26 protein-coding genes and 1 riboswitch are annotated in these 21,385 nt (G+C 70.7%); of the genes, 14 read left to right on the plus strand and 12 right to left on the minus strand.

Annotation, left to right across the window (positions count from 1 at the left end; genetic code table 11):
* Positions 1-14: 14 nt before the first annotated feature.
* Positions 15-1,241 (minus strand): acyl-CoA dehydrogenase family protein, encoded by a 1,227-nt coding sequence (locus tag DEJ47_RS01425; RefSeq protein WP_150164112.1) that lies wholly within the window; start codon positions 1,239-1,241, stop codon positions 15-17.
* A gap of 164 nt (positions 1,242-1,405) precedes the next feature.
* Between DEJ47_RS01425 and DEJ47_RS01430 the strand changes: the two genes are divergently transcribed.
* On the plus strand, positions 1,406-2,050 hold the full coding sequence (locus DEJ47_RS01430) for a TetR family transcriptional regulator (protein ID WP_150164114.1): 645 nt from the start codon (positions 1,406-1,408) through the stop codon (positions 2,048-2,050).
* Between the two features lie 5 nt (positions 2,051-2,055).
* Here DEJ47_RS01430 and def read toward each other — a convergent pair whose 3' ends face one another.
* Positions 2,056-2,595, minus strand: coding sequence for a peptide deformylase (def, locus tag DEJ47_RS01435; protein WP_150164116.1), 540 nt, complete (start codon positions 2,593-2,595; stop codon positions 2,056-2,058).
* Between the two features lie 152 nt (positions 2,596-2,747).
* Here def and DEJ47_RS01440 point away from each other — a divergent pair, with 152 nt between their 5' ends.
* The 5 genes from DEJ47_RS01440 (at position 2,748) to DEJ47_RS01460 (ending at position 7,264) form a co-directional block, all read left to right on the plus strand.
* Positions 2,748-3,986 carry a Mur ligase family protein gene (locus DEJ47_RS01440; protein ID WP_150164118.1) on the plus strand — a complete coding sequence of 413 codons (1,239 nt, stop codon included), beginning with the start codon at positions 2,748-2,750 and terminating at the stop codon, positions 3,984-3,986.
* Between the two features lie 40 nt (positions 3,987-4,026).
* Complete coding sequence (locus DEJ47_RS01445; protein WP_150164120.1) at positions 4,027-4,755, plus strand: type 1 glutamine amidotransferase; 729 nt, start codon at positions 4,027-4,029, stop codon at positions 4,753-4,755.
* A 178-nt stretch (positions 4,756-4,933) separates the two neighbouring features.
* On the plus strand, positions 4,934-5,959 hold the full coding sequence (locus DEJ47_RS01450) for a 6-phosphofructokinase (protein ID WP_150164122.1): 1,026 nt from the start codon (positions 4,934-4,936) through the stop codon (positions 5,957-5,959).
* Between the two features lie 108 nt (positions 5,960-6,067).
* Positions 6,068-7,018, plus strand: coding sequence for a cytochrome c oxidase assembly protein (locus DEJ47_RS01455; RefSeq protein WP_150164124.1), 951 nt, complete (start codon positions 6,068-6,070; stop codon positions 7,016-7,018).
* Between the two features lie 87 nt (positions 7,019-7,105).
* Positions 7,106-7,264 carry a hypothetical protein gene (locus DEJ47_RS01460; RefSeq protein WP_107098122.1) on the plus strand — a complete coding sequence of 53 codons (159 nt, stop codon included), beginning with the start codon at positions 7,106-7,108 and terminating at the stop codon, positions 7,262-7,264.
* A 32-nt stretch (positions 7,265-7,296) separates the two neighbouring features.
* On the opposite strand, the gene DEJ47_RS01465 is transcribed toward DEJ47_RS01460, so the two are convergent.
* On the minus strand, positions 7,297-7,713 hold the full coding sequence (locus tag DEJ47_RS01465; RefSeq protein ID WP_150164126.1) for an SSI family serine proteinase inhibitor: 417 nt from the start codon (positions 7,711-7,713) through the stop codon (positions 7,297-7,299).
* A gap of 227 nt (positions 7,714-7,940) precedes the next feature.
* Here DEJ47_RS01465 and DEJ47_RS01470 point away from each other — a divergent pair, with 227 nt between their 5' ends.
* A complete protein-coding gene (locus DEJ47_RS01470) occupies positions 7,941-8,690 on the plus strand; it encodes a lysophospholipid acyltransferase family protein (protein ID WP_150164128.1) in 750 nt (249 codons plus the stop codon).
* A gap of 80 nt (positions 8,691-8,770) precedes the next feature.
* A complete protein-coding gene (locus DEJ47_RS01475) occupies positions 8,771-9,817 on the plus strand; it encodes an NAD-dependent epimerase/dehydratase family protein (RefSeq protein ID WP_190415221.1) in 1,047 nt (348 codons plus the stop codon).
* A gap of 70 nt (positions 9,818-9,887) precedes the next feature.
* Here the strand turns inward: DEJ47_RS01475 and DEJ47_RS01480 are convergent, their stop codons facing one another.
* The 8 genes from DEJ47_RS01480 to DEJ47_RS01515 all read right to left on the minus strand — a co-directional run bounded on the left by DEJ47_RS01480 (position 9,888) and on the right by DEJ47_RS01515 (position 16,915).
* Positions 9,888-11,531 carry an alpha/beta hydrolase gene (locus DEJ47_RS01480; protein WP_150164130.1) on the minus strand — a complete coding sequence of 548 codons (1,644 nt, stop codon included), beginning with the start codon at positions 11,529-11,531 and terminating at the stop codon, positions 9,888-9,890.
* Positions 11,532-11,656: 125 nt separating this feature from the next.
* Positions 11,657-12,457 (minus strand): urease accessory protein UreD, encoded by an 801-nt coding sequence (locus tag DEJ47_RS01485; RefSeq protein WP_223828661.1) that lies wholly within the window; start codon positions 12,455-12,457, stop codon positions 11,657-11,659.
* 29 nt (positions 12,458-12,486) lie between these two features.
* Positions 12,487-13,170 (minus strand): urease accessory protein UreG, encoded by a 684-nt coding sequence (gene ureG, locus DEJ47_RS01490; protein ID WP_150164134.1) that lies wholly within the window; start codon positions 13,168-13,170, stop codon positions 12,487-12,489.
* A 78-nt stretch (positions 13,171-13,248) separates the two neighbouring features.
* The gene (locus tag DEJ47_RS01495; RefSeq protein ID WP_150164136.1) at positions 13,249-13,923 is read right to left on the minus strand and encodes an urease accessory protein UreF; all 675 of its coding nucleotides are present in this window, start codon (positions 13,921-13,923) and stop codon (positions 13,249-13,251) included.
* A 55-nt stretch (positions 13,924-13,978) separates the two neighbouring features.
* A complete protein-coding gene (locus DEJ47_RS01500) occupies positions 13,979-15,700 on the minus strand; it encodes an urease subunit alpha (protein ID WP_150164137.1) in 1,722 nt (573 codons plus the stop codon).
* Positions 15,693-16,004 carry an urease subunit beta gene (locus DEJ47_RS01505; protein WP_150175368.1) on the minus strand — a complete coding sequence of 104 codons (312 nt, stop codon included), beginning with the start codon at positions 16,002-16,004 and terminating at the stop codon, positions 15,693-15,695. The genes DEJ47_RS01500 and DEJ47_RS01505 overlap by 8 nt, the downstream gene beginning before the upstream one ends.
* Positions 16,005-16,053: 49 nt before the next feature.
* Entirely contained in the window at positions 16,054-16,356 is a 303-nt protein-coding gene (locus tag DEJ47_RS01510; RefSeq protein ID WP_150175369.1) for an urease subunit gamma, read from the minus strand.
* A 280-nt stretch (positions 16,357-16,636) separates the two neighbouring features.
* Entirely contained in the window at positions 16,637-16,915 is a 279-nt protein-coding gene (locus DEJ47_RS01515; RefSeq protein WP_150164139.1) for a type II toxin-antitoxin system Phd/YefM family antitoxin, read from the minus strand.
* 166 nt (positions 16,916-17,081) lie between these two features.
* Here DEJ47_RS01515 and DEJ47_RS01520 point away from each other — a divergent pair, with 166 nt between their 5' ends.
* The 4 genes from DEJ47_RS01520 to DEJ47_RS37570 all read left to right on the plus strand — a co-directional run bounded on the left by DEJ47_RS01520 (position 17,082) and on the right by DEJ47_RS37570 (position 19,653).
* Positions 17,082-17,738, plus strand: coding sequence for an ATP-dependent Clp protease proteolytic subunit (locus DEJ47_RS01520; protein WP_150164141.1), 657 nt, complete (start codon positions 17,082-17,084; stop codon positions 17,736-17,738).
* 8 nt (positions 17,739-17,746) lie between these two features.
* On the plus strand, positions 17,747-18,055 hold the full coding sequence (locus tag DEJ47_RS01525) for a hypothetical protein (RefSeq protein WP_150164143.1): 309 nt from the start codon (positions 17,747-17,749) through the stop codon (positions 18,053-18,055).
* Between the two features lie 359 nt (positions 18,056-18,414).
* Positions 18,415-18,591: riboswitch (cyclic di-AMP (ydaO/yuaA leader) on the plus strand.
* 3 nt (positions 18,592-18,594) lie between these two features.
* Positions 18,595-19,068: a C40 family peptidase gene (locus DEJ47_RS01530; protein ID WP_150164145.1), complete on the plus strand. Its 474-nt coding sequence runs from the start codon at positions 18,595-18,597 to the stop codon at positions 19,066-19,068.
* A gap of 81 nt (positions 19,069-19,149) precedes the next feature.
* Positions 19,150-19,653: a DUF6328 family protein gene (locus tag DEJ47_RS37570; RefSeq protein WP_398337765.1), complete on the plus strand. Its 504-nt coding sequence runs from the start codon at positions 19,150-19,152 to the stop codon at positions 19,651-19,653.
* Here DEJ47_RS37570 and DEJ47_RS01540 read toward each other — a convergent pair.
* Complete coding sequence (locus DEJ47_RS01540; RefSeq protein ID WP_150164147.1) at positions 19,562-20,014, minus strand: ATP-binding protein; 453 nt, start codon at positions 20,012-20,014, stop codon at positions 19,562-19,564. The two genes, DEJ47_RS37570 and DEJ47_RS01540, sit on opposite strands and share 92 nt — an antisense overlap.
* A gap of 272 nt (positions 20,015-20,286) precedes the next feature.
* On the opposite strand from DEJ47_RS01540, the gene DEJ47_RS01545 reads away from it, so the two are divergent.
* Both DEJ47_RS01545 and DEJ47_RS01550 read left to right on the plus strand, forming a co-directional pair.
* Positions 20,287-21,150, plus strand: a complete 864-nt coding sequence (locus DEJ47_RS01545) for a helix-turn-helix domain-containing protein (RefSeq protein ID WP_150164149.1) — start codon at positions 20,287-20,289, stop codon at positions 21,148-21,150.
* Between the two features lie 9 nt (positions 21,151-21,159).
* Positions 21,160-21,384 (plus strand): DUF397 domain-containing protein, encoded by a 225-nt coding sequence (locus DEJ47_RS01550; protein WP_150164151.1) that lies wholly within the window; start codon positions 21,160-21,162, stop codon positions 21,382-21,384.
* Position 21,385: the final 1 nt, after the last annotated feature.

Raw genomic sequence — 21,385 nt, forward strand, 5'->3', positions numbered from 1 at the left:
GGGAGCGGTCCCGTCTAACGAATCGGCATCCCCGACAGCGTCCGCGCGATGACCAGGCGCTGGATCTCGCTCGTGCCCTCGAAGATCGTGTAGATGGCCGCGTCGCGGTGCATGCGCTCCACCGGGTACTCGCGGGTGAAGCCGTTGCCGCCGAGGATCTGGACCGCCTGCGCCGTGACCTTCTTGGCGACCTCGCTCGCGTAGAGCTTCGACATGGAGCCCTCGGCCGACTCGAACTTCTTGCCCGTGGTGGCCATCCAGGAGGCACGCCACACCAGGAGGCGGGCCGCGTCGATCTGGGTGCGCATGTCGGCGAGCTGGAAGGCGACGCCCTGGTTGTCGATGATCGGGCGGCCGAACTGGGTGCGCGTCTTGGCGTACTCCAGGGCCTCCTCGTACGCGGCGCGCGCCGTGCCCACGGCCATGGCGCCGACCGCCGGGCGGGACGCCTCGAACGTGGCCATCGCCGCGTTCTTGACGCGCTCGCCGCCGGACTTGGCGCGCTCCCGCGCGCGGGCCATGCGCTCGTCCAGCTTCTCCTTGCCGCCGAGCAGGCAGTGCCCGGGGACGCGGACGTCCTCCAGGACGACCTCGGCCGTGTGCGAGGCGCGGATGCCGTGCTTCTTGAACTTCTGGCCCTGCGACAGGCCCGGCGTGTTCGGCGGGACGATGAAGGACGCGTGGCCCTTCGAGCCGAGCTCCGGGTCGACGACCGCGACGACGACGTGGACGTTGGCTATGCCGCCATTGGTCGCCCACGTCTTCGTGCCGTTGAGGACCCACTCGTCCTTGGCCTCGTCGTAGACGGCGCGGGTGCGCATGGCGGCCACGTCGGATCCGGCGTCCGGCTCCGACGAACAGAACGCGGCGACCTTGACGTCGTTCACGTCGCCGTACATCTGCGGGATCCAGGTGCCGATCTGCTCCTCGGTCCCGTTGGCGAGCACGCCGACGGCGGCCAGACCCGTGCCCATGATGGACAGGCCGATGCCGGCATCGCCCCAGAAGATCTCCTCGGTCGCCATCGGAATGCCGAGGCCCGACGGGTCGAAGAACTGCTGAGCGTAGAAATCGAGCGAGTAGATCCCTGTCTTCGCCGCTTCCTGGATGATGGGCCACGGGGTCTCTTCGCGCTCGTCCCATTCGGCGGCCGCGGGGCGGATCACATCGGCGGCGAATCCGTGGAGCCAGTCCCGGACTTCCTTCTGTTCGTCGTTGAGCTCCATGGTGAACTCGGCCATGACCCCTCCAGGACCTGCGATCATCTGCGACGTTACTTGCGGTAACCGCAGTCTGTTACCGGCCAGTAGTCCATGTCAACTCCCGGTGGCCCGTTCGATCCGCACGGGCCACCGGGTGTTACGTTGCGCGTGCGTCACCGATTCAGCACGGGCGGGGAGAAACGATGGAGACCACGCAGCGGACCGATCAGCAGCGGTCCGCGGAGCACCGGCGGCGAGAGCTCCTCGAGGCCGCGGACCGGGTCGTGCTCCGCGACGGCCCGGGCGCCTCGATGAACGCCATCGCCGCGGAGGCGGGCATCACCAAGCCGATCCTGTACCGCCACTTCGGCGACAAGGGCGGTCTGTACGCGGCACTCGCCAAGCGGCACACCGACGCCCTCCTGGAGGCGCTGCGTGCCGCACTCGACGCCCCCGCCGAGCGCAGGGAGAGGGTCGAGGCGACGCTCGACACCTACCTCGCGGCGATCGAGGCACGTCCGCAGGTCTACCGCTTCCTCATGCATCCGTCGGAGGCCCCCTCCCCCGGCGAGCAGGGCTTCGACGTCGGGCTGCACTCGGCCCCCCTGCTGCGCCGGCTCGGCGAGGAGCTCGCGGAGGTCATCGAGGAGCGCGTCGACCTCGGCCCGGAGAGCGCCCAGCTCGCCCGCGTGTGGGGACACGGCATCGTCGGCATGATGCACGCGGCGGGCGACTGGTGGCTCGGCGAACGGCCGTGCCCACGCGCCCAGTTGGTGCGCAGCCTCGCCGACCTGCTCTGGGGGCGGCTCGCGGCGGCGGGCAACCGCGTCGGGGGGCCCGGTTTCTGAGAGCCTCAAGAATTCCAGGGCGCCCTGGCCGCGGCCCGCAGTACCCTGCGGCGCCGCCAGCCCGTGACGCGATCGGTGTAGATGCCGCCGTCGAGGTGGTCGCACTCGTGCTGGAGGCAGCGGGCGAACCAGCCCGTCCCGTGCACCTGAACCGGCTCGCCCCGCATGTCGACACCTTCGACGACGGCGTGGTCGAAGCGCGGCGTGCCCGCTTCGAGTCCGGGCAGCGAGAGACAGCCCTCGGGTCCGCGCACCGTCACGCCGTCCAACTCGACGAGTTTCGGGTTGACGACGTGCCCGAGGTGGCGGACGTCCTCGTCGTCCGGGCAGTCGTAGACGAACACCCGGCGGCCGACGCCGATCTGGTTCGCGGCGAGCCCGTCGCCGCGCGCGGCGTACATCGTCGCGAACATGTCCTCGACGAGGCGGGCCAGTTCGGGGCCGAAGTCGGTGACCTCCTCGCACGGCGCGTGCAGCACCGGGTCGCCGAGCAGGGTCAGAGGTCGTACGCGCCCCGAGGCGCCCGGGATCGTGCCGTGTCGCATGACGGCAAGAGTACGGTCCAGGGGAAGGAGCGGCACCGCCGAGGTGCCGAGGTGGTGCCGCAATTCGGGCTTGCAGATGGATCTCGATAGGCTGAGCAGCGAAACGATGCCGGGGGCAGGCGCGGCGCCGTACGCAAGGAGGATCTCGACAGATGTCAGGCAACACGGACCCGCTGTCGCCGCGGGCCAAGCTGGCCGTGACGGCGGGCAAGGCGGCCGCGGCGGTGTCCCGGGCAGCGGGCCGCGGCAGCGGATCGGTGATCGGCGGCAAGGTCGCGCTCAGGCTCGACCCCGAACTGCTCGGACGGCTCGCCACACACCTGGACGTCGTCCTCGTGTCGGCCACCAACGGCAAGACGACCACCACGCGCCTGATCGCCGAGGCGCTGCGGGCCAGCGGCCCGGTCGTCTCGAACGCGCTCGGCGCGAACATGCCCGCCGGGATCACCTCGGCGCTGGCCGGCGGCTCGGACGCCAGGTTCGGTGTGATCGAGGTCGACGAGAAGTACCTCGCGGGCGTCGCCCGTGACGTCGACCCCAAGGCGATCGCCCTGCTGAACCTCTCGCGCGACCAGCTGGACCGCGCCGCGGAGACCCGCATGCTCGCCGAGAAGTGGCGCGAGGGCCTGGCCGGCTCCAAGGCCGTCGTCATCGCCAACGCCGACGACCCGCTGGTCGTCTGGGCGGCCTCCTCCTCGCCGAACGTGGTGTGGGTGGCCGCCGGCCAGGAGTGGAAGGACGACGCCTGGTCGTGCCCGTCCTGCGGCGGCGTCATGCAGCGCCCCGGGGACGACTGGTTCTGCGGCGAGTGCGGTTTCCGCCGTCCGGCGCCCAGCTGGGTGCTCTCCGGCGACCACGTCCTCGACCCGCACGGCTCGGCGTGGCCGATCCACCTGCAGCTGCCGGGCCGGGCGAACAAGGCCAACGCCGCGTCGTCGGCGGCCGTGGCCGCCGTCTTCGGCGTGCCGCCGCAGGTCGCCCTGGAGCGCATGTACCAGGTGCAGGCGGTCGCCGGACGCTACGACGTCGTGCAGTTCCAGGGCCGCGACCTGCGACTGCTGCTCGCGAAGAACCCCGCGGGCTGGCTCGAAACGTTTTCGCTGATCGACCCGCCGCCGACCCCGGTGATCCTCTCCGTGAACGCGCGCGGCGCCGACGGCACGGACACCTCCTGGCTCTGGGACGTCGACTACACCCGGCTCGCCGGTCACCCGATCTTCGTGCTCGGCGACCGCAAGCTGGACCTCGCCGTGCGCCTGGAGGTAGCAGGCCTGGACTTCCGGGTCTGCGAGAGCGTCGACGAGGCGGTGCAGTTCGCCCCGCCGGGACGCATCGAGACGATCGCGAACTACACCGCGTTCCAGGACCTGCGCCGCCGCGTCGGCAACTGACCCGCCCGGCCCCTCTAGATCTTCGTAGGGACACATGAGCATGAGCGACAACAGCCTGCGGCTGGTGTGGGTCTACCCCGACCTGCTCAGCACGTACGGAGACCAGGGCAACGCCCTGGTCGTGGAGCGCCGGGCGCGTCAGCGCGGCCTCCAGGTCGAGCGCTACGACGTGCGCAGCGACCAGCCGGTGCCCACCTCCGGCGACATCTACCTGATCGGTGGCGGCGAGGACCGCCCGCAGCGGCTCGCGGCCGAGCGGCTGCGCCGCGACGGCGGCCTGCAGCGCGCGGTCGGCAACGGAGCGATCGTCTTCTCGGTCTGCGCCGGCTACCAGATCCTCGGCAACGAGTTCATCAACGACCTCGGCCAGCGCGAGCCGGGCCTCGGCCTCCTCGACGTGGTCTCGACCCGCGGCGAGGGCGACCGGTGCGTCGGCGACGTGCTCGCCGACATCGACCCGCAGCTCGGCCTGCCGCCGCTGACGGGCTTCGAGAACCACCAGGGCATCACGCACGTCGGCCCGGCCGCACGGCCCCTCGCCCGCGTGACGCTCGGCCGGGGCAACGGCACGGGCGACGGCACCGAGGGCGCGTACAACGGCACGGTCTTCGGCACGTACATGCACGGCCCCGTCCTCGCCCGCAACCCGCTCATCGCGGACCTGCTCCTGAAGCTGGCCCTCGACGTGAACGCGCTGCCGCCGACGGACGACCGCTGGTACGAGGCGCTGCGCAACGAGCGCATCAACGCCGCGCAGCAGCCCGCGTAACACCCCTGTCGCGCCCCGTCCGAGGGCCCGCCTGACGCCCCGCCCGCACATGTGAGCGGGGCCGTCCAGCCCTCGGACGCCGGGTGCGGCCCGGCCCCCCGGCGCCTATAGGGTGGCGGAGATCCAGCCGGACGACGTGGTCCGGTCACCGACCCACGTTGCAAAGGTATTCCGGGCCATGCGCATTGGTGTCCTGACCTCCGGCGGCGACTGCCCCGGTCTGAACGCCGTCATCCGCTCCGTCGTGCACCGCGCGGTGGCGGACCACGGCGACGAGGTCATCGGCTTCCACGACGGCTGGAAAGGCCTCCTGGAATGCGACTACCGCAAGCTGGACCTCGACGCGGTGGGCGGCATCCTCGCCCGCGGCGGCACCATCCTCGGCTCGTCGCGCGTCCAGCCCGCGCATCTGCGGGACGGCGTGGAGCGCGCCAAGGGGCACGTCGCCGAGCTGGGTCTCGACGCGATCATCCCGATCGGCGGCGAGGGCACCCTCAAGGCGGCGCGGCTCCTCTCCGACGCGGGTCTGCCCATCGTCGGCGTCCCCAAGACCATCGACAACGACATCGCCGTCACGGACGTCACCTTCGGATTCGACACGGCCGTCGGCGTGGCGACGGAGGCCCTCGACCGCCTCAAGACCACCGCTGAGTCGCACCAGCGCGTGCTCATCGTCGAGGTGATGGGCCGGCACACCGGCTGGATCGCGCTGCACTCGGGCATGGCCGCGGGCGCGCACGCCATCGTCGTCCCCGAGCGTCCCTTCGAGATCGAGGAGCTGGCCGCGAAGGTCGGCGAACGCTTCTCCGCGGGCAAGAAGTTCGCGATCGTCGTGGCCGCCGAGGGCGCCAAGCCGCGCGAGGGCTCCATGGAGTTCGACGAGGGCGGCAAGGACGTCTACGGCCACGAGCGGTTCGCCGGCATCGCCCGCCAGCTCTCCCTCGAACTTGAGCAGCGCCTCGGCAAGGAGGCCCGTCCGGTCATCCTCGGCCACGTCCAGCGCGGCGGCACCCCCACCGCGTACGACCGCGTCCTCGCGACCCGCTTCGGCTGGCACGCCGTGGAGGCCGTGCACCGCGGCGAGTTCGGCAACATGACGGCGCTGCGCGGCACGGACATCACGATGGTGCCGCTCGCCGAGGCCGTGGAGACGCTGAAGACGGTGCCCGAGGAGCGGTACGCCGAAGCGGAGTGCGTGCTGTAGTCCGGTCGCCCCTCCGAACTCCTGCCCCCGGTCGCGTCAGCGGCCGGGGGCAGTTCTACTCTGGTGCCGACACACGTCGCACAATCCGCACGAATCAGGAGCCACTGGATGGATCACAGCGGGCACGGCATGAACATGGATCTGCCGCCGTTCACGCTGGGGCGGGGCCTCGAGCTGTCGGCCGACCCCTTCTTCCTCATCGGCTGCCTGGTGGCCCTCGCCCTGTACGGGTGGGGCGTGGCGCGGCTCGTGCGGCGCGGCGACAAGTGGCCGGTCGGCCGCACGGTCTCGTTCGTGCTCGGCATCCTGACCGTGCTCCTGGTGATGTGCACCAAGCTCAACGACTACGGCATGGTCATGTTCAGCGTGCACATGGTGCAGCACATGGTGATCAGCATGCTGTCGCCGATCCTGCTGCTCCTCGGTGCGCCGATCACGCTGGCGCTGCGTGCGCTGCCGGCGGCGGGGCGCGGCCGCAAGGGCCCGCGCGAATGGCTCCTGTGGCTCCTCCACAGCCGCTACGTCAAGATCATCACGCATCCCGCGTTCACGATCCCGCTCTTCATCGCGAGCCTGTACGCGCTGTACTTCACCCCGCTCTTCGACACGCTGATGGGGTCCAAGGCGGGCCACATCGGGATGATGGTCCACTTCCTCGCCGTCGGCCTCGTCTTCTTCTGGCCCATCATGGGCGTCGACCCGGGACCGCACCGCCCCGGTTACATCATGCGGATGCTGGAGCTGTTCGCGGGCATGCCGTTCCACGCGTTCTTCGGAATCGCGCTGATGATGGCGAGCCAGCCGATGATCGGCACGTACATGCATCCGCCCGCCTCGCTCGGCATCGACGCGCTCGCCGACCAGGAGGCCGCGGGCGGCATCGCCTGGGCGTTCAGCGAGATCCCGTCCGTGGTCGTCCTGGTCGCCCTCCTCTTCCAGTGGCGGCGCTCCGACGACCGCGAGGCACGCCGCAAGGACCGCGCCGCCGACCGCGACGGTGACAAGGAGCTGGAGGCGTACAACGCCTATCTGGCCTCACTGGCCGCTCGCGGACGCTAGCGCCAGAGGGTCTTCCCGGGTCACGATGGTCTTCGGACCGCGGTCCGGGCGCCTCGGCGCCACGGACTGCCGGGAGGAGGCTGAGCGATGCCCGGTTCCACGAAGACCATGGGTGGGTTCACCATCGGGGGCCTCGTCATGGTGACGGCCTACACGGTGGCTCTCGGAAGCAACGGCTGGTTGTGGTTCGGCTGGGTGGTGCTCGGCCTGATCACGCTGGCGATGGTGCTGTCGCGGACCGCGTGAGCGTGTCGGCGCGCACCCGTCACCCGAGGGGCTCAGAAGCGGAACACGTGGCCCGTGTCCGCGTCCAGGGCGCAGGCGTTCGGGTACGTCTTGCGCCAGTGCACCGCCTTGCCCCTGTACGACCCGGTCGCCGTCGCCGTGACCGGGTCGAACTCCTTCGTGCAGGCATGCGGGTCGTCCGGCAGGTCGTCGAAGTCGCCCTTGGCCCGAGCAACCGCTCCGCACGCCATGGCCGGCTGCGGGTGGGCCCCGGCCGGCTTGGGCGAGCAGTGCAGCAGTACGCCGCGGACCCAGGTGTTCTCGGCGCCCGAGACGGTGAGGAAGAGCCCGCGTTTCGGGGCGGGCGCGGCAGGGTCGGCGGCCTGTGCCGCGGTGCCGGTGGCGTGGGCGGGCGCGAGCCCTCCGAGAGCGAGCAGGGCGGTGGCGACCGCGAGGGGGAGCGAACGCATGGGAGACCTCCGGGACACGCGTCGGATGTGACGGCGGCGGTGACGTTCCGTGGCGTCGGACGACACCCGGAAGAAGCCAGGGCACCCCTCTCCGGCGGCGTACGTCGCGCCGCAACGCCGGTCGTTCGCCCACCCGGCCGCACGCGACGACCCGTATGGGCTCTCGCGTCCGCGCCATCGATTGACTACTGTGCGTCGGCACCTGGACGAGGGGGAAGGCGGCCGCCATGTTCTACCTACTGCTCAAGCACGTGATCCTCGGCCCGCTGCTCCGGCTGATGTTCCGGCCCAGAATCGAGGGCCTGGAGCATGTGCCGGACGGCGGCGCGGCGATCGTCGCGGGAAACCACCTGTCGTTCTCCGACCACTTCCTGATGCCGGCGATCATCAAGCGCCGCATCACGTTCCTCGCGAAGGCGGAGTACTTCACGGGGCCCGGCCTCAAGGGCCGCCTGACGGCCGCGTTCTTCCGCAGCGCGGGGCAGATCCCGGTGGACCGCTCCGGCAAGGAGGCGGGGCAGGCGGCGATCCGCGAGGGCCTCGGCGTGCTGCGCAAGGGCGAGCTGCTCGGCATCTATCCGGAGGGCACCCGCTCGCACGACGGACGGCTCTACAAGGGCAAGGTCGGCGTGGCGGCGATGGCGCTCAAGGCACAGGTGCCGGTGGTGCCGTGCGCGATGATCGGCACCTTCGAGGCGCAGCCGCCCGGCCGGAAGTTCCCCAAGTTCAAGCGGGTGACGATTCGTTTCGGCGAGCCGCTCGACTTCACGCGCTACGTCGGGATGGACGGCGAGAAGGCCGTCCTGCGGGCCGTCACCGACGAGATCATGTACGCGATCCTCGGGCTCTCCGGGCAGGAGTACGTCGACAAGTACGCGGCCGTCGTGAAGGCGGAGGAGGCGGCGGAAGCGGAACGCGAGCGCGCGGCGGCGGGGGGCAAGGAGCCGCGGCGGCGGCCGCGGATGCCGTTGAGCTGAGCGGAACACGCCCGAGGCGGCCCGTCTGCCGACAGCAGATTCCTCTTCTGCGCGCACCGCGCCGCGCATACGGTCCGATCATGAAGAGCGCATTGGTGATCGGGGCGACAGGACAGATCGGGCGGGTCGCGGCGCGGGCCCTCGCCGAGGACGGCTGGGAGGTGCGGGCCGCGTCGCGGAGTGCCGGCCGGGACGAACGGTGGCCGGGCGACGTACGAACGGTACGGCTCGACCGGGAGGACGACACGGCGCTCGGGGGCGCGCTCGGCGACGGTGTGGACCTCGTGGTCGACATGGTGGCGTTCACGGCCGCGCACGCCCGGCAGTACGTGGGGTTCGCCGACCGGATCGGGTCGGCCGTGGTGCTGTCCAGCGGGGCGGTCTACGCGGACGGGCGGGGTCGCAGCTTCGACACCCAGGACGAGCCCGACGGCTTTCCCGAGTACCCCGTGCCGATCCCCGAGAGCGGGCCCACGGTCGAGCCCGGCGACGCGACATACGGCACCCGCAAGATCAGGGTCGAGCGGGACCTCCTGGCGCTCGGCGACACGCTGCCGGTGACGCTGCTGCGGGCGGGCGCGATCTACGGCCCGTACTGCCGCACACCGCGCGAGCTGTACTTCGTGAAGCGGAACCTGGACAAACGGCGCACGCGCGTCCTCACCCATGGAGGACGCAGCCGTTTCCACCCGGTGAGCGTGCACAACATCGCCGAGCTGGTACGGCTCGCGGCCGCGCGGCCCGGGTCCCGGGTCCTCAACGCGGCCGATCCGGAGGCGTTCACGGTCTCGGAGATCGGCGCGGCGGTCGACCGCGTGATGGGGTTCGAGAGCGAGACGGTGACGGTGCCGGGCGAAGCCCCTGCCCCGAACGTCGGTGTCACCCCGTGGAGCACGCCGCATCCGGTCGTCTACGACATGTCGGCGGCGGAGCGGGAGCTGGGGTACCGCGCCGTGACGTCGTACGCCGACGCCCTGGAGGAGACGGTCGACTGGCTGACGGCCCACCTGGGCGACCGCGACTGGCGCGAGGCGTTCCCGAAGATGGCGGCGAACTATGACCCGTCGGTCGACCTGTTCGACTATGCGGCGGAGGACGCGTGGCTGGCGGGAGACCGGAGCTCCTGAGCCGCCCGGTACACACGACGGCCGCCACCGGCGATGGTGCCGGTGGCGGCCGTGCGGTTCACCGCGTGCGCTACGGCTTGGGGGTGGCGTGCGGGCCGCAGGTGACGTCGGAGGCGTCGACCTCGCCCGTCAACAGGTAGGCGTCGACACGGGTGTTGAGGCACGGGTTGGTGATGTTGGTGATGCCGTGCGAACCGGCGTCCTTCTCGGTGACCAGGCGGGAGCCCTTGAGCCGCTTGTGCAGCTCGACGGCGCCGGGGTACGGCGTGGCGGCGTCACGCGTGGACTGCATGATCAGCGTCTTCGGCAGGCCCTTGTGGGTCTCGACCTCGATCGGGCGCTGCTGCTTGCTCGACCAGGTCGCGCAGGGCAGGTTCATCCAGGCGTTGCCCCAGGTCATGAAGGGGCTGGTCCGGTGGATGCGCGTGTTGTCGCGGTCCCACTTCTTCCAGCTGCGCGGCCACTTGGCGTCGGCGCACTCGACGGCGGTGTAGACGGCGTTGCCGTTCTCGCTCGCGATGTTCCCCGCGGTGTCGGACAGATCGGGGCCGGCCGCCTCGATGAGGGGCTTCGGGTCACCGGCGACGTACGTGCTCCAGTTGGTGGCGATCTCGACCCAGTACGAGTCGTAGTACGGCGCGTTCTGGAAGTACGCGTGCAGCTCGGCCGGGCCGACGACGCCGTTCAGGGGCTGCTTCTTCGCGGTGGCGCGCAGCTTCTCCCACTGGGCGCGGACCTCGGTGTAGGTGTCGCCGAGGTGGAAGGCCGAGTCGTTCTTCGCGACCCACTTCATCCAGTCGACGAGGCGCTTCTCGAAGGCGACGTCCTGGTCGAGGTTGACCTCGTACCAGATCTTGTCCGTGCGCGGGTTGACGACGGAGTCGAAGATCATGCGGCGCACGTGCGTCGGGTAGAGGGTGCTGTAGACCGCGCCCAGGTAGGTGCCGTAGGAGACGCCGAGGAAGTTCAGCTTCTTCTCGCCGAGCGCGGCGCGGATGACGTCCAGGTCGCGGGCGGTGTTGGGCGTCGTCATGTGCGGCAGCATGGCGCCGCTGCGCTCCTGGCAGCCGTCGGCGTACTCGGCGGCGAGCTTGCGCTGGGCGCGCTTGTCGGCCTCGCTGTCGGGGATCGGGTCGAGCTTGGGCGCCTTCACGAATTCCTGCGGGTCGACGCAGGAGATGGGCGCGGAGCGGCCGACGCCGCGCGGGTCGAAGCCCACGAAGTCGTACGCCTTGGAGGTCTTCTCCCAGAGCTTGTTCTTGGTGGTGACACGGCGCGGGAAACGCATGCCGGAGCCACCGGGGCCGCCCGGGTTGTAGACGAGGGCGCCCTGGCGCTCGTCCTTGGTGCCGGTGCTGCCGATGCGGTCGACGGCGAGCTTGATCTTCTTGCCGTCGGGCTTGGCGTAGTCGAGGGGGACGGTGACCCAGCCGCACTGGATGGGCTTCTCGAGTCCCCAGTCGGCAGGGCAGTCCCGCCAGTCGATGCCGGCCTTCGCGGCACGCTGCGCGGCGAGGACGGCTCCGCGCATCTCACGGTCCTTGCCGGAGCGGGCCACGTCGGCCCGCGCCGTCGAAGCGGCGTCGGCGTTCGCCGTCGGGGCTGCGACGGCACCGGCTATCAGCGTCGCCGCGACGAGGGCCCCCGCGGATCCGAACACCGCCGTCCGCCGTCTGGTCCCTGGGGTCCTTCTCAAGTCGGGCCTCCCGCACATCGATTCGAGCAGATTCGAGCAGTACGGGGGATCCTCGCGCCTGTGGGGTGGCCGAGAACAGATGGGGGGATGGTTCTTTACTAATCCGATAACCGGTGCGGGTGACACCGGCTATCGGCGACTGCTCAGCCCAGCCGCCGCAGAGCCTCGTCCATCGCCCTGCGGACCAGCAGCGCGTCCGGTGCGACGGCCGTGACCAGGACTGCCGGGCCCGCGAGCGGTGTGATCGCGGCCCACTCCCCCAGCGGTTCGGCGGGCGGCTTCTCGTGCGCGTACTCAGGGCGTACGACGAGGAGTTGGCCGACCGCGCGGTGGCCGAACAGGACCGCTGGGCCGTCCCAGCCGCCGGGCGCGCCGGGACCGCACGCCAGTTCCTGGTCGAGGAGCGGCTGTCCGGCGCGGCGGACCGTCAGGCGGCTCGTGAGGCGGCCGGGGGCCTCGCCCGTGCGGCCCAGGACCTGTTCCTCGCGGAGCACCAGACGGGCACCCGCTGCCAGTTCGGCGCACGTCGTGACGCGCAGGTCGCTGCCGCACACCGAGATCAGCTGTTCCGGCAGCCAGCGCAGTTCGGCGCCGTCGGCCACCGACAGGCGTACGTCGTAGCGTGCCGCCTTCTCCGTCTGGCCCGGCAGGGCCATGGTGGCCGCCGCCGAGTCCATGTGGAGCGCGGCCCCCGCGTGGACGGCCGCCTCGACGGCGAGACGGTCGCCCCCCAGAGGGCCGCTCATCGCCCCGACCAGTGTCACGCGCGCCGTGCGGCCCGTGGAGCGGGTGCGGCGCAGCGCGAGCGGGCCGTCGCCGTCGAGTACCGGCAGGGCGATGCGGCCGCGGTCGTCGGTGCGCGCCTCGACGCGGGCCGTGGCACGGATGCCGGCGGCGTTCGGTCGCCTCCCGCCGGTGCCCGGGAGCGGGGTGGCGTCCGCCACGGCTGCGTCCCGGGGCGCGAGGTCCGTCGTCACGCCGACGCGGTCCACGCCGCGTACTGCTCGCGCACCCACGCGGCGACCGGGCCGACGCCCTCGGCGGACCGCAACGACTGAAACACCACGGGGAGTTCGGCGCGCTGGGCCTTCGCGTCGGCGGCCATCCGGGCGAGGTCCGAGCCGACATGCGGGGCGAGGTCGGTCTTGTTCACGACGAGCAGGTCCGCCGTGGAGACGCCGGGGCCGCCCTTGCGCGGGATGTCGTCGCCGCCCGCGACGTCGATGACGAAGATCTGCGCGTCGACGAGCCCTTTGGAGAACGTCGCCGTGAGGTTGTCGCCGCCGGACTCGACGAGGATCAGGTCGAGCGGGCCCACCTCGTCCTCCAGGTCCTCCACGGCCTCCAGGTTGGCGGAGATGTCGTCGCGGATCGCGGTGTGGGGGCAGGCCCCGGTCTCCACCGCGGTGATGCGCTCGGGCGGCAGGACGGCTTCGCGGAGGAGAAACTCGGCGTCCTCGCGCGTGTAGATGTCGTTGGTGACCACGGCGAGGGACAGTTCGTCGCGCAGGTCGCGGCAGAGCGCGGCGACGGTCGCCGTCTTGCCGGAGCCGACCGGGCCGCCGAGCCCGATGCGCAGCGCGCGGCGGCTGCCGTCGGGGCGGTGGGCGTCGGCGGATACGGCGGCGGGCCCGTCGTGGGAATGGTCGAGGTGCATGCTGCTGCTCCTTCGTGTGGTGCCGGTCGTGCGGGGAGAGGTCGGTGTGCGGGGGCCCGTGCGGGTAGGGGGGCGTGGTCAGGACGCGAAGAGCCGCACCGGCCACGCCGCGTGCGCCTCCGCGCTGATCTCCAGGAGCGGCGCGGACGCCGCGGGCAGCGCGTCGACCCCTTCGTCGACGGCGCGTCGCGCGGTTTCGGCGGCCCGGTGCGCCACCTCGTCGACGTCCGGGGCGAGCCGGGCGAGGACAGCCGTCGCGTCGAAGGGGTCGAGGCTGAGGAGCCGGACGGTGGCGGTCGCGGGGCCGCTGATCCCTTCGTACGCCGAGCAGTACGCGGCGTCCTCGGGGCCGAGCCCGGCGGCGCGGGCTGCGAGCCCGAGGACCACGGGCTGGTGGGCTCCCTTGGGGAACCGCCGGGCCAGCGCGTCGAGTTCGGGGTGCGGCCAGGTCGCTCGGGCGGCCCGCATCATCTGCCGGCCGAGCCGCCGCGCGGCGGTGCGCAGCGCCGGTGACGGTGTGCGGGCGTCCGCCGCCGCGTCCAGAGCGGCCGGGTCGGCACCGAGGGCGGCGGCCGCCGCGAGTGCGGCCGCCACCAGCCCGGAGGTGTGCAGCCGACCCCGGCAGAACGCCTCCAGGCTCGCCGCCCCGGTGATGCGGCCCGCCTTGACGGCTGCTTCGGCTCCGCCCGAGTGGGCGTGCCCGCCGGCGGGGAAACGGCCGTCGGCCAGGACGAGGAGTGCTGCTCGTGACATGTGATCGTCGCCAGCCTTGTCGGATGTCGGACCGTCGGTATCGGGTGCCGGGCCGTCAGAAGAGGAAGTACCGCTGTGCGAGCGGCAGTTCCGCGGCCGGTGACGGTTCGACGAGTTCTCCGTCGATCGTCACGGCGAAGCTGTCAGCCGCGACCTCGACCCGGGGCAGCGCGTCGTTCTCGCGCATGTCGGCCTTGCTCCGCCCGCGCGTGGAGCGGATCGCGGCGAACGGTTTGTCCAGGCCCAGGCGTTCCGGCAGGCCGTCGTCCAGGGCCGACCGCGTGACGAAGTTGACCGAGTTGAGGGCCGGGGCCTTGCCGTGTGCCCCGTACATGCGTCGGGGCAGGACCGGCTGCGGGGTCGGGATCGAGGCGTTCGCGTCGCCCATCTGCGCGTACGCGATCTGGCCGCCCTTGATGACGAGCTGCGGCTTGACACCGAAGAACGCCGGTTCCCACAGGACGAGGTCCGCGAGCTTGCCGGACTCGACCGAGCCGAGCTCGTGGTCGATGCCTTGCGCGACGGCCGCGTTGATCGTGTATTTGGCGACATAGCGACGTGCGCGACGGTTGTCGGCGCGGGTGTCCCCGGGCAGCTGACCGCGGCGTCGCTTCATCACGTGCGCGGTCTGCCACGTACGCATGACGACCTCGCCGATGCGCCCCATCGCCTGGGAGTCGGACGACATGATCGAGATGGCGCCGAGGTCGTGGAGGATGTCCTCCGCTCCGATCGTGGTGGGCCGGATGCGGGACTCGGCGAAGGCGAGGTCCTCGGGGACGGCCGGGTTGAGGTGGTGGCAGACCATCAGCATGTCGAGGTGCTCCTCGACGGTGTTGACGGTGTGCGGCCGGGTGGGGTTGGTGGAGCTCGGCAGCATGTTGGGCAGCGAGACGGCCGTGATCATGTCGGGGGCGTGTCCGCCGCCCGCGCCCTCGACGTGGAAGGCGTGCAGTGTGCGGCCCGCGACCGCGTCGAACGTGGCGTCGATGAAGCCTGCCTCGTTCAGCGTGTCGGTGTGGACGGCGAGCTGGGCGCCGGTCTCCTCGCAGACGTTCAGACACGCGTCGATGGTGGCGGGCGTCGCGCCCCAGTCCTCGTGGATCTTGAAGCTGACGGCGCCTGCGCGGAGCTGGGCGTGCATCGACTCCGCGTTGACCGTGTTGCCCTTGCCGAGGAAGCCGATGTTGACCGGGCTGGTCTCCAGGGCCGCGAACATCCGGGACAGGTGCCAGGCACCGGGCGTGATGGTGGTCGCCTTGCTGCCCTCGGCCGGGCCCGTGCCGCCGCCGAAGAGCGTGGTGACACCGGAGGCGAGCGCCTCGTCGACGATGGTCGGCGAGATGAAGTGGATGTGGGTGTCGATGCCGCCCGCGGTGAGGATCTTGCCGTTGCCCGCGATGACCTCGGTCTCGGGGCCGATGACGAGATCGGGGTGGACGCCGTCCATCGTGTCCGGGTTGCCGGACTTGCCGATCCCGGTGATGCGGCCGTCGCGGATGCCGATGTCGGCCTTGACGACGCCCCAGTGGTCGATGACCACCGCGCCGGTGATGACGGTGTCGGGGGCGCCTTCGGCGCGGGTGGTGCGGGACTGGCCCATCGACTCGCGGATGACCTTGCCGCCGCCGAAGACGGACTCGTCGCCGGAGTGGCCGGGTCCGCCCGAGCGGTCCTCCTCGATCTCGATCAGGAGGTCGGTGTCGGCGAGCCGGATGCGGTCGCCGGTCGTGGGGCCGAAGAGATCGGCGTACGCGGCACGGGACAGCTCAGGCATCGAGGGCACCTCCGGTCTCGCCGCGCAGACCGGGTACGACACGCTTGCCGGCCAGCGGGACGAGTTCGACGTCGACGGGGATTCCGGGCTCGAAGCGCACGGCGGTTCCCGCGGCGATGTTGAGCCGCTTTCCGTGCGCGGCGCCGCGATCGAAGTCAAGACCAGGGTTGGCCTCGGCGAAGTGGTAGTGGGAGCCGACCTGGACGGGCCGGTCGGCCGCGTTGAGGACGGTGAGACGGGTGACCTCGCGGCCCTCGTTGAAGGGGACGGGCTCGTCCGCGAAGAGAATCTCTCCGGGGATCAGCCCTTGTCCCGTGCCGTGCGGAGCGGCATGCATGCGGCGCGAACTCCCGTCAGACGATCGGCTCGTGGACGGTGACGAGCTTGGTGCCGTCCGGGAAGGTGGCCTCGACCTGGACGTCGTGGATCATCTCGGCGATGCCCTCCATGACGTCGTCACGGGTGAGGATCCGCCGCCCCGAGGACATCAGCTCCGCGACGGTCCGGCCGTCGCGGGCGCCCTCCAGGATGTGGGAGGTGATGAGGGCGATCGACTCGGGATGGTTCAGGAGCAGCCCCCGCGCCCTTCGCTTCTCGGCCACGTCCGCGGCCACATGGATGAGCAGTCTCTCCTGCTCGTGCGGGGTCAGTTGCACGGTTCCCACCTCACAGTCCTCACCCGAACCATGCGGGGTCCGGTTGCCGCGGCCACCGCGACGGATATAGATGTAACACACACCGACAGCACGCGATCTTGCGCACCCCGGTCAGAAAAACCGCTGGTGGCGTGGCACGGGAGGGTAGTTGGGAGGAGTTTCAACGAGGTTAACCAGTCGTTGACCATCGCATGACTGTCCGCTGGGCTGCGCCATACCTGTCGATGCCCTGGGCAACTTTTCGCACGCGTGGGCGCGGTTCAGAGAATGCGCCCCACTCTTACGTGGCCTGCGGGCCGCGGTGTTCCGCCGCGATGCCGAATCGCTGCCGCTCCTGCGGCGCGGGCGTAACGGACCCGACCGATGTGACCGCGCTGACCGTCGACTCCTCCACAGCCTGCGCGAGCCCTTCGAGACGCTCGAGGTCGGCGGCGGACACGAGCGCCACGAGCGGCTTGCCGTGCCGCGTGACGACGACCCGCTCGCCTCCGTAGACGACGCGGTTGATGAGCTCGGCGAGCTCTGCGCGGGCTTGCGTCACCGGAATCTCGTAGGCCATGCGTCCAGCTTAGAGCCTGCTTCCGGCACCCGGCCGGACCAGCGGGCGCCACCCGGAACCGCTCGACCCCCGAAGCACGGGACTGTACGTCCTGTACATTTTTTACAGACACCGGAGACCGGGCCGCACCGCGACCGGAAACGACGACCGGAATGAGAGGCGCGCCATGAACCGTCCGCACCGTCCGAACCACCCACCGTCCGTCCGCCACGTTCTGCCCGAGTTCACGGAACGCACCAGTTCGGGTGCGCGGACCATGGATCCGTACTCCAAGCTCCTCCAAGAGCGCATCGTCTTCCTCGGCACCCCCATCGACGACACCTCGGCGAACGACGTGATGGCACAGTTCATGCACCTCGAGTACCAGGCGCCGGACCGCGACATCTCGCTGTACATCAACTCCCCCGGCGGCTCGTTCAGCGCGATGACGGCGATCTACGACACGATGCGGTTCGTCAGCTGTGACGTGGAGACGATCTGCCTGGGGCAGGCCGCTTCCGCCGCCGCCGTCCTGCTCGCCGCAGGCACGCCCGGCAAGCGGTTCGCGCTGCCCGGCGCGCGCGTCCTGATCCATCAGCCCGCCATGGCCGAGCCGATCAGAGGGCAGGCCACGGACCTGGCGATCCAGGCCGACGAACTCCTGCGCACACGGCGGCTGTTGGAGGAGATGCTCGCCCGTCACACGGGGCGGAGCGCGGAGCGGATCGCCGCGGACATCGAGCGGGACAAGATCCTCGATGCCCCCGCGGCCCTGGAGTACGGCCTCGTGGACCGGATCATTCCGAGCCGCAAGACGTCGCTCGCCGCCCGCGGTCCGAGGTGACCCCGCCGATGCTGCCGCCCGAACTCCCGCCGCTGCCCGCGCTGACCCGGGCCGAGGCCGAGCTGATCGACCGCTATCTCGAAGTCGTCGACCTGCTCGGGCGGATCAACCCGTCCCGCGTCGAGCACACCTACGGTGGGCTGCGCGCCGCCCAGGCCCTGGTCGGCCGGGCGAGCGCCCTGCGCGACGCGCTCGCCGTGATGCACCAGCGGGGCGAGAGTGAAGTGCACGCGCCGACGCTCGCTCAGGCACTGCGCGTCCTCGACGGGGAGCGGCGGGCCGGAAGAGTCACCGTGCCGCCCCGGAACGGCGACTGAGACACCGTCGGCCAACTGTGTCCTTCGACACGTCGACGTCCGGGGCGACTTCGAAACGGACCAGTCGGGCTACCACGGACGGCGTACGAATACGTCGTTTCTCGCGGGGGTGAAAGTTGCGTTCCGCGAGTACAGCACCGGCGGAATTGCGCATTCCGCCGCTGGTCGAGAGGTCGTCGGACCACGTCCTCGGGGGTCGATTTCGGCAGTGTCCACCTGAACAGGCCAGTCGTGAGGAGCCTCACAAAAGGCCGTTTCGGCTCGGTTTTTCGACCCATCTCGGGTCAAGATCCCTTCCGACGACAAGCCCCCGCCACAGCGGCGGGGCGGTCCGGGCGGACGCCGAGTCCTGCCGCCACCCGGATGACCGGTCGACATCTGTGCAACGGCAGGAGTGGAGGACCCAGGTACGACGGGCCCGTCCGGGAAGTCCGGACGACGCCCTTGGGGTGAAGCCGCAGAGCACCACGCGGCCGGGCATCTTCGCCTGCCCGAACCCGACAGGTCATCTTTCACAGGCGGCTGACGAAGGGTTGCGCATGACCGCGCTGAATCATGTTCCGTCGCTGCTCACCAGGACCGGTGCCGCATCGGTCCTCACGCTCGCCGTCGTAGGCGGCACCGTCGTGGCCCCCGGGCTCACGTCGGAGGCCGAGGCAGCCACACACGGGACGAAGGCGCTCAAGATCGCGGCGTCCAAGAAGGGCTCCCCGTACGGCTACGGCTCGGCGGGACCCAACCGGTTCGACTGCTCGGGGCTGACGCTCTACTCGTTCAAGAAGACGGGCAAGAAGCTCCCGCGCACCGCCGCCGCGCAGTACAACAAGACCAAGCACATCTCCAAGTCCAGCCGGACCCGTGGCGACCTGGTGTTCTTCCACTCCGGTCGGAACGTCTACCACGTCGGTATCTACGCGGGTAACAACCGCATCTGGCACGCTCCCAAGAGGGGCACCGTGGTGCGTCTGGAGAAGATCTGGTCCAAGAGCGTCTGGTACGGCAGGGTCCGCTGACCCACCGCCGCCGGTCCGGCACCCTCCACACACCACCAGGCAACGGTGCGTGGAGGGTGCCGGCGGGGATACCCGTACGGGATGTCCGACGACTGCGCCGGTACCGCCCGCAATGAGACGCCGTCGCTGTTCCAGCAGCGGGCCAAGCCGCTCATCGTGCGGGTCTCGTCCCGGCTCGCCGCGGTCGGCCTGGGCGTGCTGGTCCTGACGCTCGCCGGTTCGGTGCTGCTCGTCGTCGATGTGACGTCGGGTCGGGCCGAGGGCATCCTCGTGGGCGCGGGGACGCTGCCGATGTGCGTCGGGCTCTGGGGCGTACCGCCACGGCTCGCGCGGCGCCCCCTGGCGCGTGTCGAGGCGGCGCTCGCCGAGGAGCCGGACATCGGGCTTTCGGGAGATGCCAGGCCCTCAGGGGTCCCGAGGGGGAGCCCCTCGCCCGTTGCGCCGGGAGCGGTGCAGGTAGGGCGACGAGCCCTTGTGCCGAGGGGCCCCCTGGTCAGTGGGCGGCGTCGCGAGGGGTGCGCCGGACGGGTGCGCGCCAGGGCAACGCGATCCACACGGTCTTGCCCCCCTCGTCGGTGGGGCTGACCGAGAGCCTGCCGCCGGCCTCGGCGGCCAGCCAGCGAATGATCACCATGCCGCGGCCGTTGTCCTGCTGGACCGCCGCGGGGAGACGTCTGGGGTAGCGCGGATGGCTGTCGGTGACGCCGATCCGCAGATGTTCGTCACGGTCGAGTTCGACGTCGACCGTGAAGGTGGGCGACTGTCCCAGGGTGTGCTGCACTGCGTTCGTGGCGAGTTCGGAGACGATCAGCCTGATCGTGTCGGCCACCTCCGCGTCGCCGGGCAGGCCCCATTCCGCGAGCACGCGCGAGACGTATTTCCGGGCGGCGGGGACCGAGGCAGGATCGCTCGGCAGGGTGACGGAGGCTTCCTGGTGGTCTGCCATGGCGGCGCTGTCCCTTTCCCACCGGGACCGGTCTCCGACCCGCGGCGGATGACTCGAGGACAGTCCCGGACTGGTGCTTCGCGCCAGCCTGCCACTCCTTGGCCGGTCACGGGTGGCGATCCACCGAGATGTGCATATATCTGTCGCTCGAAGCGGTGAACTCTGCTACGGCAGACCGTATTTGGGCGGGAGAGCGGTACTTCCTCTAATCTCGCCTACTGCCCTGCCCCGTCGCCGGGAAATCCGGCGGCTCCGTCCGAAAGGAGACGGGCATGCAGTACGGCCCCGCGGTGCGCCGCCGTCAGCTCGGTGCCGAACTCCGCGCGCTGCGTGTGCACGCGGGACTCACGAGCAGCCAGGCCGCCGCCAGGGCCGGTTGGCACCAGTCCAAGGTGAGCCGGATCGAGACGGGCCGCAGTGGCGTGAAGGCCGCCGACGTGCGGCTGCTCCTCGATGTGTACCAGGTGCGGGACCCGCGCCTCAGCGAACTGCTCATAGCGTTCACCGGCGCCGACGACCCGGGCGCGGGACGCCACCACTGGTGGAAGGCGTACCGCGATCTGCTGCCCGCCACCTACCGCGACTTCATCAACCTGGAGTCGCAGGCGAGTTGGATGCGCACGCTGGAGACGACGGTGGTACCGGGCCTGCTGCAGACGCCCGCGTACGCGCGTGCGGTCACCCGGGCGGCACTCGGCGGGGTGCCGGAGAAGCAGGTCGACGCGTTGGTCGAGGTCCGTCTCGCCCGCCAGGACGTGCTGCGCGCGGATCCGCCGCTGCGCCTGCACGTCGTCATGGACGAGGCGGTGCTGCGGCGACCGGTGGGCGGGGCGGAGGTTTTCGCCGAACAGTTGAATTGGCTACGACAAGCACCTCTTCTGCCCCACGTCGACCTGCAGGTGCTGCCGTTCGCCGCGGGTGAGCATGTAGGTCTGATCGGTTCTTTCGTTATTTTTTCATTTCCGGACATTGCTGATCTGGATGTGGTTGTTCTCGACCATTTGACGAGTAGCCTCTACCTCGAACGGAAAGAAGACCTCCAGGCCTACTCGGAGGCCTACTTGTCCCTTCAAGCACAAGCGCTCTCACCCGAGGACTCAACGGAATTCATCGCCGGGCTATGCGACGGCGCGTAAGGAGGCACCATGACCGCACTGCCTCGGTACGTACCTTCCAGCACGACACTCCAAGGTGCGCGGTGGCAGCGCAGCAGTTTCAGCAACGGAATGAACAACTGCGTCGAGGCCGCCACCCTCGACTCGGGTCCGCTGTCCGGCCTGTGCGCCGTGCGTGACTCGAAGAACATCGCAGGGCCGGCCCTGCTCGTCTCCCCCGGCCCCTGGGAGTCGTTCCTCAACAGCCTCCGGTAGG

The organism is Streptomyces venezuelae (assembly GCF_008642355.1).
Classification (GTDB): Bacteria; Actinomycetota; Actinomycetes; order Streptomycetales; family Streptomycetaceae; genus Streptomyces; species Streptomyces venezuelae_B.

Bases quoted from the DNA above. Each gene is read 5' to 3' on its own strand.
- DEJ47_RS01425 (WP_150164112.1), bottom strand. From the start codon at position 1,241: ATGGCCGAGTTCACCATGGAGCTCAACGACGAACAGAAGGAAGTCCGG.
- DEJ47_RS01430 (WP_150164114.1), top strand. From the start codon at position 1,406: ATGGAGACCACGCAGCGGACCGATCAGCAGCGGTCCGCGGAGCACCGG.
- def (WP_150164116.1), bottom strand. From the start codon at position 2,595: ATGCGACACGGCACGATCCCGGGCGCCTCGGGGCGCGTACGACCTCTG.
- DEJ47_RS01440 (WP_150164118.1), top strand. From the start codon at position 2,748: ATGTCAGGCAACACGGACCCGCTGTCGCCGCGGGCCAAGCTGGCCGTG.
- DEJ47_RS01445 (WP_150164120.1), top strand. From the start codon at position 4,027: ATGAGCGACAACAGCCTGCGGCTGGTGTGGGTCTACCCCGACCTGCTC.
- DEJ47_RS01450 (WP_150164122.1), top strand. From the start codon at position 4,934: ATGCGCATTGGTGTCCTGACCTCCGGCGGCGACTGCCCCGGTCTGAAC.
- DEJ47_RS01455 (WP_150164124.1), top strand. From the start codon at position 6,068: ATGGATCACAGCGGGCACGGCATGAACATGGATCTGCCGCCGTTCACG.
- DEJ47_RS01460 (WP_107098122.1), top strand. From the start codon at position 7,106: ATGCCCGGTTCCACGAAGACCATGGGTGGGTTCACCATCGGGGGCCTC.
- DEJ47_RS01465 (WP_150164126.1), bottom strand. From the start codon at position 7,713: ATGCGTTCGCTCCCCCTCGCGGTCGCCACCGCCCTGCTCGCTCTCGGA.
- DEJ47_RS01470 (WP_150164128.1), top strand. From the start codon at position 7,941: ATGTTCTACCTACTGCTCAAGCACGTGATCCTCGGCCCGCTGCTCCGG.
- DEJ47_RS01475 (WP_190415221.1), top strand. From the start codon at position 8,771: ATGAAGAGCGCATTGGTGATCGGGGCGACAGGACAGATCGGGCGGGTC.
- DEJ47_RS01480 (WP_150164130.1), bottom strand. From the start codon at position 11,531: ATGTGCGGGAGGCCCGACTTGAGAAGGACCCCAGGGACCAGACGGCGG.
- ureG (WP_150164134.1), bottom strand. From the start codon at position 13,170: ATGCACCTCGACCATTCCCACGACGGGCCCGCCGCCGTATCCGCCGAC.
- DEJ47_RS01495 (WP_150164136.1), bottom strand. From the start codon at position 13,923: ATGTCACGAGCAGCACTCCTCGTCCTGGCCGACGGCCGTTTCCCCGCC.
- DEJ47_RS01500 (WP_150164137.1), bottom strand. From the start codon at position 15,700: ATGCCTGAGCTGTCCCGTGCCGCGTACGCCGATCTCTTCGGCCCCACG.
- DEJ47_RS01515 (WP_150164139.1), bottom strand. From the start codon at position 16,915: ATGGCCTACGAGATTCCGGTGACGCAAGCCCGCGCAGAGCTCGCCGAG.
- DEJ47_RS01520 (WP_150164141.1), top strand. From the start codon at position 17,082: ATGAACCGTCCGCACCGTCCGAACCACCCACCGTCCGTCCGCCACGTT.
- DEJ47_RS01525 (WP_150164143.1), top strand. From the start codon at position 17,747: ATGCTGCCGCCCGAACTCCCGCCGCTGCCCGCGCTGACCCGGGCCGAG.
- DEJ47_RS01530 (WP_150164145.1), top strand. From the start codon at position 18,595: ATGACCGCGCTGAATCATGTTCCGTCGCTGCTCACCAGGACCGGTGCC.
- DEJ47_RS37570 (WP_398337765.1), top strand. From the start codon at position 19,150: ATGTCCGACGACTGCGCCGGTACCGCCCGCAATGAGACGCCGTCGCTG.
- DEJ47_RS01540 (WP_150164147.1), bottom strand. From the start codon at position 20,014: ATGGCAGACCACCAGGAAGCCTCCGTCACCCTGCCGAGCGATCCTGCC.
- DEJ47_RS01545 (WP_150164149.1), top strand. From the start codon at position 20,287: ATGCAGTACGGCCCCGCGGTGCGCCGCCGTCAGCTCGGTGCCGAACTC.
- DEJ47_RS01550 (WP_150164151.1), top strand. From the start codon at position 21,160: ATGACCGCACTGCCTCGGTACGTACCTTCCAGCACGACACTCCAAGGT.